Genomic DNA, 14575 nt, shown 5'->3' with positions numbered 1-14575 from the left:
CGCGCCGCTCCTATGGTCTCGCCGACCGGACGAGCGATTCAGAAAGGAACGGGCGCATCATGGCGAAAAAGGACGGGGTCAACGGCAAGGGCGGCCAGTTCAGCGGGACGCCGGCCGACCGGCTGGTCCGGCTGTGGCGCAACAACGACGAGCGCTTCGGCGCCCTGCTGGACGAGGTGCTGGACGCCAACCGCCAGGGCGTGATCGAAGCGGCCCTGGGCAAGCTGCGCGAGGAGGAAGGCTACGACTTCATGGACGAGGTCGAGGCGTTCTCCGAAACCGCGCAGGGCACCGACGAGCAGGGCGACCCGACCCTCTCCACCCTGTTCTGGCTGGCGCTGGAGGTGGACGGTCCGCTGGACGCGCCGCCGCCGGTGGGGATCATCGAGGAGGCGCTCGATTCGGCCGGTCTGCTGGAAAAGGCCGCCGACATGCGGCTTCTGCCGCTGTGGCTGGATCCGGAGCCGCTGTCCTACCTGGAGGCCGCCGACCGCCGCACCCTGCTGCGCCGCCTGATCTCCTCGCCGGAGGAGGCGGAGACCTTCGCCCGCGAACAGGATCTGGTGGCCGCCGCCGACGACACCGGCACCCGGCTGGTCGGCGTCGTCGGTCTGGTGATCGAGGAGGATGCGGAGCTGGAAGGGGAGGGGATGCCCGACCCGCTGAAGCTCGGCTTCGCCGACGATGGGCAGGAGCTGGAGATCGACCCGATCGAGCAGGAGCGCATCCGCCAGTCGATGGTCGTCTTCGCCGAGGCGGTCGGGGCCGCCGACCCGCGGGTGAAGCGCTGCGAGCCGGTTGGCGGGCTGAACGACCTCCTGGACTTCACCGCCGAGGGCGTCTGGCCCGACGACGTGGACACCAACTTCGACGAGGTCAACGACTTCCTCGACATCGCCGGCAACGAAACCGGCGACGGCATCCTTGACCTGTCGGTCGCCCAGTCGCCGGAGGGGATGCAGGTGCGCGCCTACAACTCCGACGGCGTGCTGCTCGACGAACGGACCTTCGACCTCTCCGGCACCCGTGCCGACGAGGCGCTGGCGATGATGAAGCGGCGCTGCCGCCGCCTCACCGAGGAGTAAGGGCCGGGGCTCAGCGCCGGCTCGGCCTGACGGCCAGCACGCAGGCGACGGCGGCGAGGATCAGCACCAGCGCCGCCATCAGCCGGAGCGTCACCGGCTCGCCCAGCAGCAGCACGGCGCCGCCGACCCCGACCACCGGGATCAGCAGGGTGCTGACCGCCGCCTCTCCCACCGTCAGGCGGCGGACGGTGACGTACCACAGCGCCTGCGCCGCGCAGATCGAACAGACGATGTGCCAGGCGAAGCCGGCCCACACCGCCGGGTGGATCTCGGCCAGCGCCGGCCTTGCCTCCGTCGCCGCCAGCAGGATCATCGGCGGGGCGCACAGCACATACTGCCAGCCGGTGATGACCATCGGGTTGCTGCGCCAGACCCGCCGCTTCATCACGATGGTGCCCAGCGCCCAGGCCAGCGCCGATACCAGCATCACCGCCGGGCCGGCCAGCTGCGAGGGTGGCGCCGACAGCGCCTCCGGCCCCAGCAGGACCATCAGCCCGGCCAGCCCGCAGGCCAGCCCGACGACCTGCCGCGCGCCCGGCCGCTCACCCAGCAGCGGGATCGCCAGCAGCGTCGCCCACACCGGCATGGTGAAGGCGATGATCGCCGCCTGCGAGGTCGCCATCAGGCTCTGGCCCAGTGCTGTGCACAGGTTGAAGACCAGCACGTTGCACAGCCCTGCCGCCGCCAGCGCCGGCCATTCCGCCCGCTCCACCCGCAGCCGGTGCCCGGCCAGCCGCGCCGCCCCCAGCAGCAGCACGGCCCCGGCGGTGAAGCCGATGGCGCGCAGGCTGAAGATCGGCATCTGCGTCAGGATCGTCTTCACCGCCGGCCAGTTCATGCCCCAGAACAGGCTGATGGCGACGATCAGCAGATACTTCACCGGATCGCGGCCGGCACCGGTGGCGGCGATGGCGGTCATCAGGCCGTCTTGCCTTCGAAGCCATCCAGGAAGCTCGACAGGTTGGCCGACAACGCGTCGATGGCGTATCCGCCCTCCTGCACCAGCACCGTCGGCAGGCCGGCGGCGGCGAGCAGCGCGCCCATGCGGGCGAAGCCCGGGGTGGTGACGCCGAAGGCGGCCAGCGGATCGTCGATGAAGGTGTCGAAGCCCAGCGAAACGAACAGCATGTCCGGCCCGAAACGCCGGATCTCCTCCAACCCCTTGCCGATGGTCGCCAGCACGGTGGCCTCGTCGCTGCCGATGGGCAGCGGCAGGTTCAGGTTGTAGCCCTCGCCGCGGCCGGTCCCGCGCTCCTGCGCATAGCCCGCCATGTGCGGATAGAACTCCGCCGGATCGGCATGGACCGAGACGAAGAACACGTCGTCGCGGTCATAGAAGATGTCCTGCGTGCCATTGCCGTGATGGACGTCCACGTCGATGATCGCCACCCGCGCCGCCCGGCCCTGGGCGCGCAGGATCGGCAGCACCGATTCCGCCGCGACCGCGACATGGTTCAGATAGCAGAAGCCCCCGGCCATATCGCGGGTGGCGTGGTGCCCCGGCGGCCGGCACAGCGCGTAGGCGGAGCGGTCCGCCCCGGTGGCGACCAGCTTGGCCGCATGGATGGCGGCGTTGGTCGCGGCGCAGGTGGCGGTCCAGGTCTCCGCGCCGATGGGGCAGGCGGTGTCGAACATATGCCAGCCGGCCTGCCCGACGATGCAGGTGGGATAGTTGGGCGCGGCCTGCATCCGGTGGACGTTGGGCAGCACCACGTCGCCCATGTCGCCCTTCGCCACCCAGCGCGCATGGGCGGTTTCCAGGAAGGCGAGATAAGCCGGCGTGTGGACGGCGGCACGCGGGGCGGAGCCGTAGTCGTCGGGCCGGATCAGCGTCTCGCCGCGCTTTTCGATCAGCGAGGCCAGCGCACCGACCCGCTCCGGCTTCTCCGGCAGGGCGCGCAGCAGGCCCTTGTTGAAGTAGGTGGCGGGGCGGTGCAGGGCGGCGTCGGGGTGATGGACGAACTTCATGGGAGGGACTCCGGGAGCTTATGCGCTCAGGGCCGGCCGGCCGTGGCGACCAGCGTTTCGAACAGCACGGCGGCGCCGCGCGCGCCGTCGGCGGGGGAGATGTTTTCGACCTCGTTGTGGCTGATGCCGTCCTCGCAGGGGATGAAGATCATCGCCGTCGGCACTTTGCCCGCCACATACACGGCGTCATGGCCGGCGCCCGACACGATGTCGCGGTGGCTGAATCCGAAGCCGCTCGCCGCCTCGCGCACCCTATCGACCAGTGGCTTGGCGAAGGGCGTCGGCGGGAAATGCCAGAAATCGGCGATCTCGGCGCTCACGCCCTGGTCTTCGGCAATCGCGGCGACGGCGGCCCGGAACCGGCGGTCCATGTCAGCCAGCGTCTCGGCATTCGGATGGCGCAGGTCGACGGTGAAGAAGACCCGGCCGGGAATGACGTTGCGCGAATGCGGATGGACGTCGAGGATGCCCACCGTAGCGCAGGGATCGCCGGCGGTCTCCAGCCCGACCCGCTGCACCGCCTGCACCATGGCGGAGGTGGCGACCAGCGCGTCGCGGCGCAGGCGCATCGGGGTCGGGCCGGCATGCGCCTCCACCCCCGTCACTGTAACCTCGTACCAGCGCTGGCCCTGCGCGCCGGTGACGACGCCGATCTCCTTGCCCTCGACCTCCAGCACCGGCCCCTGTTCGATGTGGGCCTCCAGATAGGCGTGCATCGGATGATCGACCGGAGCCTCGCCGGCATAGCCGGTGCGGACCAGTTCGTCGCCCAGACGGGCACCGTCCTGCGCCACCTTGTCGAGGATCTCCTCCAGCGTGAAGACGCCGGTTACGACGCCCGATCCCATCATCGGCGGCGAGAAGCGCGAGCCTTCCTCGTTGGTCCACACCGCGACCTCGACCGGGTGCAGGGTTTCCACCCCGCGGTCGTTCAGCGAGCGCACCACCTCCAGCGCCGCCAGCACGCCGAATACGCCATCGAAGCGCCCGCCGGTCGGCTGGGTGTCGAGATGGCTGCCCATCACCACCGGAGGCAGGCTGTCGTCGCGGCCCTTGCGGCGGGCGAAGATGTTGCCGATGCGGTCGACGCCAACGGTGCAGCCGGCGGCTTCGCACCAGGAGACGAACAGGTCGCGTCCGGCCTTGTCCTCGTCCGACAGGGCAAGGCGGCAGCTGCCGCCCTTCGCGGTGGCGCCGATCTTCGCCATTTCGGCGAGGCTGTCCCACAGGCGGTCGGCGTCGATCGGCAGGTTGGAAGGGAGGGACATGGGTGGCTCCGGGTGGTGTTTATTGGTTGTGTTTGAGTGAGGAGGCGGCGGCTGGCGATACCCCCACCTAACCTCCCCCGCTGGGCGGGGGAGGGACTGCCGCCCTCTCCTGCATCAGCACTGGTCCCCTCCCCTGCGAAGCGGGGGAGGGTTAGGGTGGGGGCAAGAGTTTGGCTAAGCCGCCACCTCGCGCCGCTCCCGCGCCTTGAGATCGACCATCGCCAACACCGCGCGCAGCATCGGCACATGCACGCCGGTCCGCTCCGCCAACTCGATGACGGAACCGAGGATCGCCTCCAACTCCAGCCGGCGGCCGGCCTCATAGTCCTGCAGCATCGATGTCTTGAAGTCGCCGACGCCGGCGGCCATGGCGATGCGCTCGTCCACGCTGGTGGTGAAGACCACGCCCAGCCGCTCCGCCACCGCCTTCGCCTCCAGCATCATGGCGCGGCCGGTCTCCCGCGTGCCGGGATCGTTGCACAGGCGGCCCAGCGTCGATCCGGTCAGCACGCTCAGCGGGTTGAAGGCAAGGTTGCCCCACAGCTTCACCCAGATCGCCTGCCGGATGTCGGTGGTCTTCGCCGGCTGAAAGCCCGCCTGCCCGAACAGCGTCACGATGCGGTCCACCGCCGGATTGTCGCGGCCCCCAGCATGGCCTGCCGCATCGCCGAAGACGAAGCGCTGGTCGCTGACATGGCGCAGCCGGCAAGGACCGTCGCCCTCCACCGCGACGAAGGTCGTCGCCCCCACCACCCGGTCGGGATCGATGGAGCGCCATAGCAGCCCGTCCGGATCGACGCTGGCGAGCGGCCGGTCGGCCAGCGGCTTTGGCTGGCGGTGCGGATACCACCAGGGAATGCCGTTGATCATCGGAACGATTGCGGTCTCCGGCCCCAGCAGCGGGGTCAGCGTGTCGATGGTCCCGCGCAGGGCATGGGCCTTGACGCACAGGAACACCACGTCCTGTGGCCCCAGCGACAGGCTGTCGTCGGTGACGCGCGGCGTGATCCGGGCGACGCGGTTCAGCGGCGTCACCATGGTCAGGCCGTTGCGGCGGATGGCGGTTGCCGCGTTCGGCCGTGCGACCAGCGTCACCTCGGCTTCCGTGGCACCCAGCCGGGCGGTCAGCAGCCCACCGACCGCACCGGCCCCGATGATGGCAACCTTCATTCAGTGCGCTCCCGCCAAGCCGGAGCCCATCTTGGCTTGCTGCAGGTCGTCCGGGATGTGCCAGGCCTTGCCGGGGATGGCGTCCAACAGGCTGCGGGTGTAGGCATCGCGCGGATGGGTGAACACCTGCCGCGCGGTACCCAGCTCCACGATCTTGCCGCGGCGCATCACCGCGATGGTGTCGCAGACCTGCGCCGCCACCCGCAGGTCGTGGGTGATGAACAGCATGGCGAGGTTCAGCCGCTTGCGGATGTCGTCCAGCAGTTCCAGCACCTGCCCCTGCACCGAAACGTCGAGCGCCGACACCGGCTCGTCCGCCACCAGCAGCTTCGGCTCCATGGCGAGCGCGCGGGCGATGCCGATGCGCTGGCGCTGGCCGCCGGAGAACTCGTGCGGGTAGCGGTCGGCGGCCGATCCGTCGAGGCCGACCATCGCCAGCAGTTCCCGCGCGCGGGCGAGCGCCTTGGCCCGGTTCTCACCGAAGGCGACCGGCCCCTGGGCCACGATGTCGCCGACGCGGTGGCGCGGGTTCAGCGAGGCGTAGGGGTCCTGGAACACCATCTGCACCGCCCGGCGATAGGGCCGGAAGCCCCTGCGGTCGAGCGACAGCAGGTCGGTGCCCTCGAACAGGATGCGTCCCGAATCCGGCTTGATCAGCCCGACGATGGAGCGGCCGAGCGTCGATTTGCCGGACCCGGATTCACCGACCAGACCGACGGTCTCACCGGGATGGATGGTCAGCGACAGGTCGTCGCCGGCCACCACCTCCTTGGACTTCTTGAACAGACCGCCGCCGACATGGAAGACCTTGCGCACCTTGTCGGCGACCAGCAGCGGGGCACCCGCCTTGGCGTGGTCGTCGCGGTGTTCGATGTAGTGAGGGACCGAGGCGATCAGCTGCCGGGTGTAGGGATGCTGCGGCCGGTTCAGCACGTCGGACGCCGGGCCGTATTCCACCAGCTTGCCGTGGCGCATCACCGCCACCCGGTGGGCGATCTCCGCCACCACGCCGAAGTCGTGGGTGATGAACATCATGCCCATGTGGCGTTCGGCCTGGATCGAGCGGATCAGGTCGAGGATTTGCTTCTGGGTGGTGACGTCCAGCGCCGTGGTCGGCTCGTCCGCGATCAGGATGTCGGGCTGGCAGGCCAGCGCCATGGCGATCATCACGCGCTGGCGCTGGCCGCCCGACAGGCGGAAGGGATAGGCCTCGGCCAGCTCCGCCGGGTTTGGCAGTCCGACCTGGGCCAGCAACTCCACCACGCGGGCGCGGCGGGCGGGGGCGGGAAGGTCGGTGTGCTCGCGCAAGGACTCGCCGATCTGCCGGCCGACCCGCATCAGCGGGTTCAGCGCCGTCATCGGCTCCTGGAACACCATGGCGATGCGGCCGCCGCGCAAAGACCGCTGCTCCGCCTCCGGCATCGTCAGCACGTCCTTGCCCTTGAACAGCAGGCTGCCGCCGGCGACGCGGACATGCGGGGCGGGCAGCAGGCCCATCATGGCGTGCGCGGTCATCGACTTGCCGGAGCCGGACTCGCCGACCACGCACAGGATCTCGTCTGGGTTCAGGGTGAAGGTCAAATTGTCCACCGCCAGCGGGCGGTCGGCGCCCGGCGGCAGCGCGATGCTGAGGCCGCGCACATCGAGAAGAGGCGTGGTCGTCATGGCTGCGGTCTCCGTCGCGGTGCGGGTCAGTTCGGACAGGCTCATCGGGTCACCCGCGCGACCGGGCGAGCTTCGGGTTCAGGGCGTCGTTCAGCCCCTCGCCGACGAGGTTCAGCGCCAGCACGGTCAGCACGATGGCGAGGCCGGGGAAGACGCTCATCCACCACGCCTGCCGGATCACCGTGCGGGCGGCGCCGATCATGTAGCCCCAGCTCATGGCGTTGGGATCGCCCAAGCCGAGGAAGCTCAGCGAGCTTTCCAGCAGGATGGCGGTCGCCACCATCAGCGAGGCCGAAACGATGATCGGCGACAGGCTGTTGGGCAGGATCTGGCGCAGGATGATGGTGGTGTTGCTCTGGCCGGTGGTGATGGCGGCCTGCACGAACTCGCGGGTGCGCAGGCTGAGGAACTCGGCGCGGGCGAGGCGCGCCAGCGGCGGCCAGCTGACGATGGCGATGGCGGCAACGATGGTGGTCAGGCTGGGGGTGAAGATGGCGACCAGCACCACCGCCAGCACGAAGTTGGGGATGGTCTGGAACAGCTCGGTGAAGCGCATGATGGCGTCGTCCACCCGGCCGCCGTGGAAGCCGGCCAGCGCCCCCAGCGTGACGCCGATGGCCAGCGCCGCGGCGGTGGAGGTCAGGCCGATCAGTAGCGACACCCGTGCCCCGTGGGCGATGCCGGCGGCGATGTCGCGTCCCAGCATGTCGGAGCCCAGCAGCGCGTCCTCCGACAGCGGCGGCTGGAACGGGGCGGTCGCCATGTCCCACGGATCGTTGGGGAACAGGAAGGAGGCGAAGGCCGCCAGGACGACGATGGCCGCCAGGATGACGAGGCCCAGGACCGCGCCCTTGTTGCGGGCGAAGGCCCGCCAGAATTCGGACTTCATCATTGGGACACCTGGATGCGCGGATCGACGAGGCCGTAGAGGATGTCGGTCAGGATGTTGAAGAGGATGACCATGATCGACGTGACCAGGAAGATGCCCAGGAGCACCTGATAGTCGCGTTGCAGCACCGCCTCGAAGGCCAGCCGGCCGATGCCGGGCCAGGCGAACACCGTCTCGATCAGGATGGAGCCGCCGACCAGCTGCCCGGCCTGGATGCCCGCCACCGTGATGACCGGCAGGATGGCGTTGCGCAGGACATGGCGGGTGACGATGCGGCTCTGCGACAGGCCCTTGGCCTTGGCGGTCTTGATGAAATCGAGGCCGCGCACCTCCAGCATCGAGGCGCGGGTGAGGCGCGCGTAGCTCGCCATGTAGAACAGGGCCAGCGTGATGACCGGCAGGATCAGGTGCTTGCCCACATCGGCGACATGCGCCAATCCGGTATAGCCCGCCCCGACCGTCTCGTAGCCGAAGGCCGGCAGCCATCCCAGCTGGATCGAGAACAGCAGGCTCAGCATCAGCCCGATCCAGTAGATCGGCGTGGCGTAGGCCAGCAGCGCCACGACGGTGATGGCGCTGTCGGCCCAGGTGCCGACCGTGACGGCGGCCAGCGTGCCCAGTGCCACGCCCAGCGCCAGCGCCAGCAGGAAGGCGGTCAGCGTCAGCACCAGGGTGGCCGGCAGCCGTTCCGCCAGGATGTCCCAGACGGGCCGCTGCTGCCGGTAGGAGAAGCCGAGATCGCCCTGCACGACCTTGCCGACATAGGTGCCGAGCTGTTCGAGGATCGGGCGGTCGAGCCCGAACTGCTCGCGCAGCTGCGCGACGAACTTCTCGTCGGCGGCCCCCGCTTCGCCCGCCATCACCATGGCCGGGTCGCCGGGGGCGGCATGGACGAGGAAGAAGTTCATCACCACGATGGCGATCAGGATCACGGCGGCCTTGACCAGGCGGCTCGCGAAGATTTGGGCGAATCCCAGCATGGGCGTAAATCCTGTGTGCGGAGCCCCGGCACCCGATGCCCCCACCCCGACCCTCCCCCGCTCTCAGCGGACCTATGGTCCGCCTGCCGCGTCAGCACAAAGCATAGCTTTGTGCGAGAGCTGGGCGGGGGAGGGGGTTAAGTGCTGATTCGGGAGGGCGGCGGCAGTTCCCTCCCCTGCGAAGCGGGGGAGGGTTAGGGTGGGGGCAAGTGCAGCGACGCGTCTCGTTACTTCGCCAACCAGACGTCTTCGTACGTCTCGTTCACGCCGATGGCGGTCTTGTTGGCGTTCTTGACCCGCTTGTCGAGGAAGGTCGGGAACTCCATCTCCAGCAGCCAGACGACCGGCAGCTCGTCGGCCAGGATGCGCTGGACCTCGCTGTACTGCTCCTGGCGCTTGGCCGGGTCGTTCTCCTGCGACGCCTTGGCGAACAGCTCGTCCACCTTCGGGTTGGAATAGCCCATGGTGTTGGAGAACATCACGCCCTTGCGGATGTTGGACGAGATGTAGGTGCGGGCCACGCCCAGCGCCGGATCGCCGTACTGGTAGACGAAGTTGGTGGTGATCTCGTAGTCCCAGTTGGCGACGCGCTGGCTCCAGCCGGCGGCGTCGGTGCTTTCCAGGACGACGGCGATGCCGACCTTGGATAGCGACTGCTTCAGATACTCGCCCAGGCGGGTCCAGGTCTCGCCGTAGGGCATCGGCATGATCTTGACGGTGGCGCGCACGCCCTTGCCGTCGGGCTTCAGGCCCATCTCGTCCAGCAGGGCCTTGGCCTTGGCGAGATCGGGCTCGTAGGTGGTGACCTTCGGATCGTAGAACTTGACCACCGAGTTGACCGGACCGGTCGGCACGCGCCCCAGCCCGAACCAGATCTTGTCGCGGATGAACTTGCGATCGATGGCGTAGGCGATGGCCTTGCGGAAGCGCTTGTCGTCCAGCGGCTTGACGCGGTGGTTGATCTCGAGCCACGACAGCGGCGCCACGAACTCATAGCCGGCGGTGGTCATGGTCAGGTTGGGCAGGGCCTTCATGCGCGGAACCTCGAAGGGCTCCAGATCGCTGTACTGGGTCTGCTGCACCTGTCCGCTCTCCAGCGCCAGCGAGCGGCTGGCGGCGTCCGGGATCACGCGGAAGGTGATGCCGTCGAGGTAGGGCAGGTCCTTCTTGTAAAAATCCTCGTTGCGGACGAGCTGGATGTAGCTGCCCTTGACCCATTCCTTCAGCTTGAAGGGACCGGTGCCGATCGGCGTGGCATTGGCCGGGTTGGCGCGGAACTCCGTCCCCTCATAGAGATGGGCCGGCACCATCGGGGCGGAGGACACCTCGAAGGCCTGGATGAAGGCGGGGAAGGCTTCCTTCAGCTTGAACTCGACGGTGTAATCGTCCAGCGCGGTGATCGACTCGCAGCGGCTGAAGACGGCACGGGCGCGCGGGTGGACCTCCATCAGGAACTTGGAGGTGGAGAAGACGACGTCCTTCGCGGTGAAGGGCTTGCCGTCATGCCACTTGACGTTCTGGAACAGCTTGAAGGTGTAGGTCAGCCCGTCCGGCGAGACCGTCCAGCTTTCGGCCAGCGACGGCATCGGGTTCAGCTTCTGGTCGTAGGTCAGCAGGCCCTGGTAGATCTTGCCGGCGACCGTCTGGGTCGGCCCCTGCTGGTTCAGGCCCAGCATCAGGGTCGGCGGCTCCGGCTGCACGATGGAGTTGAGGACACCGCCGCGCACCGGCGTTTCCTGGGCCATGGCCGGGGCGGCAACCAGTGCCGCGGTGCCGGGAACGGCGAGCACGGCGGCCAGCAGGCCTGCGGCGGCGGCGCGGTGGAACCCGCGGGTGAAACCGCCCTGAAAACTGCGGCGGAAGCTGGCGGGGATACCGGTAAGGCGTCTGGTCATCGGGTGTCCTCGTCTCCAGAAGTTGTCGGTGGTGTCAGCGACCCTGTCGTGTCGGTGTTTTTTGTTGGGAAGGCGTCGGCTGGCGGATGCCCCCACCCCAACCCTCCCCCGCTGGGCGGGGGAGGGGGCAGGTGCTCAGGCGGGAGACCGGCGGCAGTCCCTCCCCCGCCCAGCGGGGGAGGTTAGGTGGGGGTCTAACTTACCCACTCACCGCGGCCCCACCGGCCCGGACGTACCGTCCAGCCAGCGCAGCATGGCGTCCCATTCCAGGACGCCGGCCTTCGGATAGGCGCGTTCATATTGCTGCGCTGTATGCTCGCAGACCTCGGGCGAGGGGTAGACCAGCGGACGGCCGCCGGCCAGCGCCATGATCTGCTGCTTGCAGGCCTGCTCCAGGTAGTACATCAGCACCGCCGCCTCGGCGACGTCCTGGCCGGCGGTCAACAGGCCGTGGTTGCGCAGGATCATGCTGTGATGGCTGCCGAGATCGGCGATCAGCCGCTCCCGCTCCGCCAAATCGAGCGCGATGCCCTCGTAGGTGTGATAGGCGATGCGGTTGTACCAGCGCAGCGAATGCTGGGTGATCGGCAGCAGCCCGTCGGCCTGCGCGCTGACCGCCATGCCGGCGTCGGTGTGCAGGTGGATGACGGCGCCGACATCGGGGCGGGCGTGGTGGACGGCGCTGTGGATGGTGAAGCCGGCGGGGTTGATGGCGTCACCCTCGCGCCCGTCCACCAGATTGCCGTCGATGTCGACCTTCACGAGGTTGTCGGGCGTCACCTCGTGGAACATCAGGCCATAGGGGTTGATCAGGAAATGGTCGGGCGTGTCGGGAATCCGCGCCGACATGTGCGTGTAGATCAGGTCGGTCATGCCCAGCCGGTCGAACAGCTTGTAGGCGGCGGCAAGATCGGTGCGCACCTTCCACTCCACGTCGGAGCAGTCGCGGGTGGCGCGCGGGGCGTGGGCGGCGTTGGCGGTCAGCGTCTCGGCGATCATCGGGCGGGTCTCGTCGGGAAGGAAGGGGTCAGATGGGTTCCAGGCCGCACCAGCCGGCGATGAACAGCGCCAGCACGCGGGTCACGTCGCGCAGGCTGTCCAGCGACACCGATTCGTCGATGCCGTGGATGCGCGTCGCCTCGGGGCCGTAGCAGGTGGCGGGCGTGTCGCCGTAGAGCTGGAAGAAGCGGGCATCCGTGGTGCAGGTCAGCGCCACCAGCTCCGGGTCGCCGCCGCGCACGGCGCGGTGGCTGTCGGCCAGCATGGTCACCAGCGGATGGGCCGGGTCGATTTCGCAGCCGGCGGCCTGGAAGCCGTTCCACTGCAACTCGACGCCCACGTTGGAAAGAGCCGGGTCGGTGGAGCGCGCCTGCTCCACCGCCCGGGTCACCTCGGCGCGGACCGCCTCCGGCTCCTGCCCGGGGAAGAAGCCGAGCCGGAGGTCGAGCGCGCAGCGCGTCGGGACTGACGACGGCCACTCGCCGCCCTCGATCCGGCCGAGATTGACGTTGACGGGATGGGCATGGCCGCAGAAGGCGGGATGGCGGCAGGACGGCTCGTTCCAGCGCACCTCCAGCGCCTTCAGATGCGCCGCCAGCGCATAGGCTGCCTCGATGGCGTTCACGCCGGCCGAGGTGTCGAGCACATGGGCCGGCGTGCCGGTCAGCACCAGCCTCACCCACATCACGCCGACCTGGGCGACGGAAATGGAATGGTTGAACGGCTCCGGGATCACCGCGGCGTCGGCGCGGTAGCCGCGGTGCAGGCAGGCGAGCGCGCCGTTGCCGGTGCACTCCTCCTCGATCACCGACTGCAGATAGACGGGCGCGGCCGGCCGGTAGCCGAGCGTGCGCAGGGCGGAGAAGGCGGCGGTGTAGGCGGCGATGCCCGCCTTCATGTCGCCGGCCCCGCGGCCGTAGAGCCGTCCGTCGGCGATGCGCGGCTCGAAGGGCGGGGTGGTCCACAGTTCCGCCGGGCCGGCCGGCACCACGTCGATATGGCCGTTCAGGATCAGCGAGCGCCCCTTCGCCTCGCGCGGGCGATGGACGCCGACCACATTCTCGCGCCCGGCATAGGCGCCCGGCCGCACCGGCGGCGAGAAGCCCGGCATGCGGGAAATCGCCTCCTCGTCCACGTCGAACCGGTCGACCTCCAGACCCAGCGCGGCGAAGCGGTCGGCCATCAGCGCCTGTGCCCCGGATTCGTCCCCCAGCAGCGACGGCTGGCGCACGAGGTCGGACAGCATGGCCACGCACTCACCCTGCGCCGCGTCGGCGGCATCGAGGATTGCGGCGCGCAGGGCCGGGTCCGGCAACGCATGGTCGAGACGGTCTGCCGTTTCTCGTGTCATTCCGAATCCTCTTCGCCGCTGCGGCAGGATTGCGCGGTCGGTTGAAAAAAGACAAAGCGGCTGGCTTGCGGACTATCCCAAATGGATATGACCGCTATAATGCGACGTTATGCATGTCCGGCTTGGCGATGTTTGCAGGCCGCCATGTGTCGATTAGGCGATGACGAAAGCGACGTGGCAAATAAGCAATTTTCATTTGGCCCATGAGTTTGATTTATGCCGCAGTTGCTCACAGCGCGTTCATGTGCGTAGAATTTGGGCGGCAGAACGAATGCACCGGAATCGGGCGCCGATGGAGAGGGCAGGGGAGTGAACGAAAACGAGGCGGAACGGCAGGCTTTGGCCCGTCTGGGTCAGCAGATGGATTGGAACCTGCTGCGCACCTTCATGGTGATCGTGCAGGAGGGGAGCATCACCAAGGCCTCCGTCCGCCTGTTTTTGACGCAGCCCGCGGTAAGCCTCGCCCTGAAGCGGCTGGAGGAGCAGCTTGGCCGCACCCTGATCGACCGCGGCCCCGGCCGCTTCGCCGTCACCGCCGCCGGCGAGCAGGTCTATGACGAGGCGGTCGCGATCCATGCCACCGTGTCACGCCTGGGCGCCCTGGTGCGCGACGCCAAGGACGAGATCAGCGGCCATGTCCACATCCTGATGACCAGCCGCATCCAGACGCCGCTGCTCGACCGGTCGCTGCGGGAATTCCACCGGATGTACCCGCAGGTGACCTTCCGCATCGACGTGATGGCCTCGGCCGATGCCCACATCGCGTTGCAGCAGCGGGTCGGCGCGATGGCGATCTGCCTGTTGCGCGAACCGATTCCCGGGCTGTCCGCCCAAGTGTTCCTGCGCCAGACCTACCGCCTTTATTGCGGCCCCGATTTCCGGCTGTTCGGACAGCGCGACATCGACATTGCCGAGTTGCGGCACGAGAGTTTCGTCTCCTTCACCTCCGACCAGATCGACGGCGCCCTGTCGCCCCTGACGCTGTTCCGTGCGCGGGAAGGCTTCGCCGGCCGCGTCGTGGCGTCCTCCGCCAATCTGGAGGAGGTGCGCCGCATGATCGTCTGCGGTCTTGGCATCGGCCCGCTGCCGGAACACATCGCCGCGCGCGACGTGGACGACGGCCTGCTGTGGGAACTGCCCCCCTACGAGGGAATCGCCCCGGTCAACGTCCACCTGATCTGGAACGAACAGGCCAAGCTGAACCGGGCCGAACGCGCCTTCCTGGACTATCTGCAAACGGCGCTCGCCACCGCCCCGGCGCGGGATCTGGCGGGGGCAAGTGGGTAAGGGGGAAGCGAGGTGGCA

The 14575-nt window shown here is 68.8% G+C and carries 12 protein-coding genes; 2 read left to right on the top strand and 10 right to left on the bottom strand.

Translation table 11 applies throughout. From position 1 onward, the window contains the following. Positions 1-59 precede the first annotated feature (59 nt). Complete coding sequence (locus ACWPKK_RS24555; protein ID WP_452009528.1) at positions 60-1085, top strand: hypothetical protein; 1026 nt, start codon at positions 60-62, stop codon at positions 1083-1085. A 10-nt stretch (positions 1086-1095) separates the two neighbouring features. On the opposite strand, the gene ACWPKK_RS24550 is transcribed toward ACWPKK_RS24555, so the two are convergent. The 10 genes from ACWPKK_RS24550 to ACWPKK_RS24505 form a co-directional block, all read right to left on the bottom strand. Beyond that, positions 1096-2004, bottom strand: a complete 909-nt coding sequence (locus tag ACWPKK_RS24550) for a DMT family transporter (protein WP_452009526.1) — start codon at positions 2002-2004, stop codon at positions 1096-1098. Beyond that, the gene (locus ACWPKK_RS24545; protein WP_452009523.1) at positions 2004-3053 is read right to left on the bottom strand and encodes a histone deacetylase family protein; all 1050 of its coding nucleotides are present in this window, start codon (positions 3051-3053) and stop codon (positions 2004-2006) included. Before ACWPKK_RS24545 ends, ACWPKK_RS24550 begins: the two co-directional genes overlap by 1 nt. A 26-nt stretch (positions 3054-3079) precedes the next feature. After that, positions 3080-4321 carry a Zn-dependent hydrolase gene (locus tag ACWPKK_RS24540; protein WP_452009521.1) on the bottom strand — a complete coding sequence of 414 codons (1242 nt, stop codon included), beginning with the start codon at positions 4319-4321 and terminating at the stop codon, positions 3080-3082. 174 nt (positions 4322-4495) lie between these two features. Continuing rightward, positions 4496-5491, bottom strand: a complete 996-nt coding sequence (locus ACWPKK_RS24535) for a ketopantoate reductase family protein (RefSeq protein ID WP_452009518.1) — start codon at positions 5489-5491, stop codon at positions 4496-4498. Beyond that, the gene (locus ACWPKK_RS24530; protein ID WP_452009515.1) at positions 5492-7201 is read right to left on the bottom strand and encodes an ABC transporter ATP-binding protein; all 1710 of its coding nucleotides are present in this window, start codon (positions 7199-7201) and stop codon (positions 5492-5494) included. A gap of 4 nt (positions 7202-7205) precedes the next feature. Then, positions 7206-8048, bottom strand: coding sequence for an ABC transporter permease (locus tag ACWPKK_RS24525; protein ID WP_452009512.1), 843 nt, complete (start codon positions 8046-8048; stop codon positions 7206-7208). Further along, positions 8045-9025 (bottom strand): ABC transporter permease, encoded by a 981-nt coding sequence (locus tag ACWPKK_RS24520; protein ID WP_324869178.1) that lies wholly within the window; start codon positions 9023-9025, stop codon positions 8045-8047. The genes ACWPKK_RS24525 and ACWPKK_RS24520 overlap by 4 nt, the downstream gene beginning before the upstream one ends. Positions 9026-9252: 227 nt before the next feature. Then, a complete protein-coding gene (locus tag ACWPKK_RS24515; protein WP_452009510.1) occupies positions 9253-10920 on the bottom strand; it encodes an ABC transporter substrate-binding protein in 1668 nt (555 codons plus the stop codon). A 207-nt stretch (positions 10921-11127) separates the two neighbouring features. Continuing rightward, positions 11128-11919 carry a class II aldolase/adducin family protein gene (locus ACWPKK_RS24510; RefSeq protein ID WP_452009507.1) on the bottom strand — a complete coding sequence of 264 codons (792 nt, stop codon included), beginning with the start codon at positions 11917-11919 and terminating at the stop codon, positions 11128-11130. 28 nt (positions 11920-11947) lie between these two features. Next, positions 11948-13270, bottom strand: a complete 1323-nt coding sequence (locus ACWPKK_RS24505; RefSeq protein ID WP_452009504.1) for a M20 family metallopeptidase — start codon at positions 13268-13270, stop codon at positions 11948-11950. Between the two features lie 309 nt (positions 13271-13579). On the opposite strand from ACWPKK_RS24505, the gene ACWPKK_RS24500 reads away from it, so the two are divergent. Beyond that, a complete protein-coding gene (locus ACWPKK_RS24500; protein ID WP_452009501.1) occupies positions 13580-14557 on the top strand; it encodes a LysR family transcriptional regulator in 978 nt (325 codons plus the stop codon). Positions 14558-14575: the final 18 nt, after the last annotated feature.

This window comes from Azospirillum largimobile (assembly GCF_977007025.2).
The sequence above is the reverse complement of the archived record's forward strand: the minus strand, read 5'-3'. Positions and strand labels throughout refer to the sequence as shown.

What these genes read in the sequence shown, in the direction of transcription:
- ACWPKK_RS24540 (WP_452009521.1), bottom strand. Translation starts at nt 4,321, where the DNA reads ATGTCCCTCCCTTCCAACCTGCCGATCGACGCCGACCGCCTGTGGGAC.
- ACWPKK_RS24525 (WP_452009512.1), bottom strand. Translation starts at nt 8,048, where the DNA reads ATGATGAAGTCCGAATTCTGGCGGGCCTTCGCCCGCAACAAGGGCGCG.
- ACWPKK_RS24515 (WP_452009510.1), bottom strand. Translation starts at nt 10,920, where the DNA reads ATGACCAGACGCCTTACCGGTATCCCCGCCAGCTTCCGCCGCAGTTTT.
- ACWPKK_RS24505 (WP_452009504.1), bottom strand. Translation starts at nt 13,270, where the DNA reads ATGACACGAGAAACGGCAGACCGTCTCGACCATGCGTTGCCGGACCCG.
- ACWPKK_RS24550 (WP_452009526.1), bottom strand. Translation starts at nt 2,004, where the DNA reads ATGACCGCCATCGCCGCCACCGGTGCCGGCCGCGATCCGGTGAAGTAT.
- ACWPKK_RS24555 (WP_452009528.1), top strand. Translation starts at nt 60, where the DNA reads ATGGCGAAAAAGGACGGGGTCAACGGCAAGGGCGGCCAGTTCAGCGGG.
- ACWPKK_RS24530 (WP_452009515.1), bottom strand. Translation starts at nt 7,201, where the DNA reads ATGAGCCTGTCCGAACTGACCCGCACCGCGACGGAGACCGCAGCCATG.
- ACWPKK_RS24535 (WP_452009518.1), bottom strand. Translation starts at nt 5,491, where the DNA reads ATGAAGGTTGCCATCATCGGGGCCGGTGCGGTCGGTGGGCTGCTGACC.
- ACWPKK_RS24510 (WP_452009507.1), bottom strand. Translation starts at nt 11,919, where the DNA reads ATGATCGCCGAGACGCTGACCGCCAACGCCGCCCACGCCCCGCGCGCC.
- ACWPKK_RS24520 (WP_324869178.1), bottom strand. Translation starts at nt 9,025, where the DNA reads ATGCTGGGATTCGCCCAAATCTTCGCGAGCCGCCTGGTCAAGGCCGCC.
- ACWPKK_RS24545 (WP_452009523.1), bottom strand. Translation starts at nt 3,053, where the DNA reads ATGAAGTTCGTCCATCACCCCGACGCCGCCCTGCACCGCCCCGCCACC.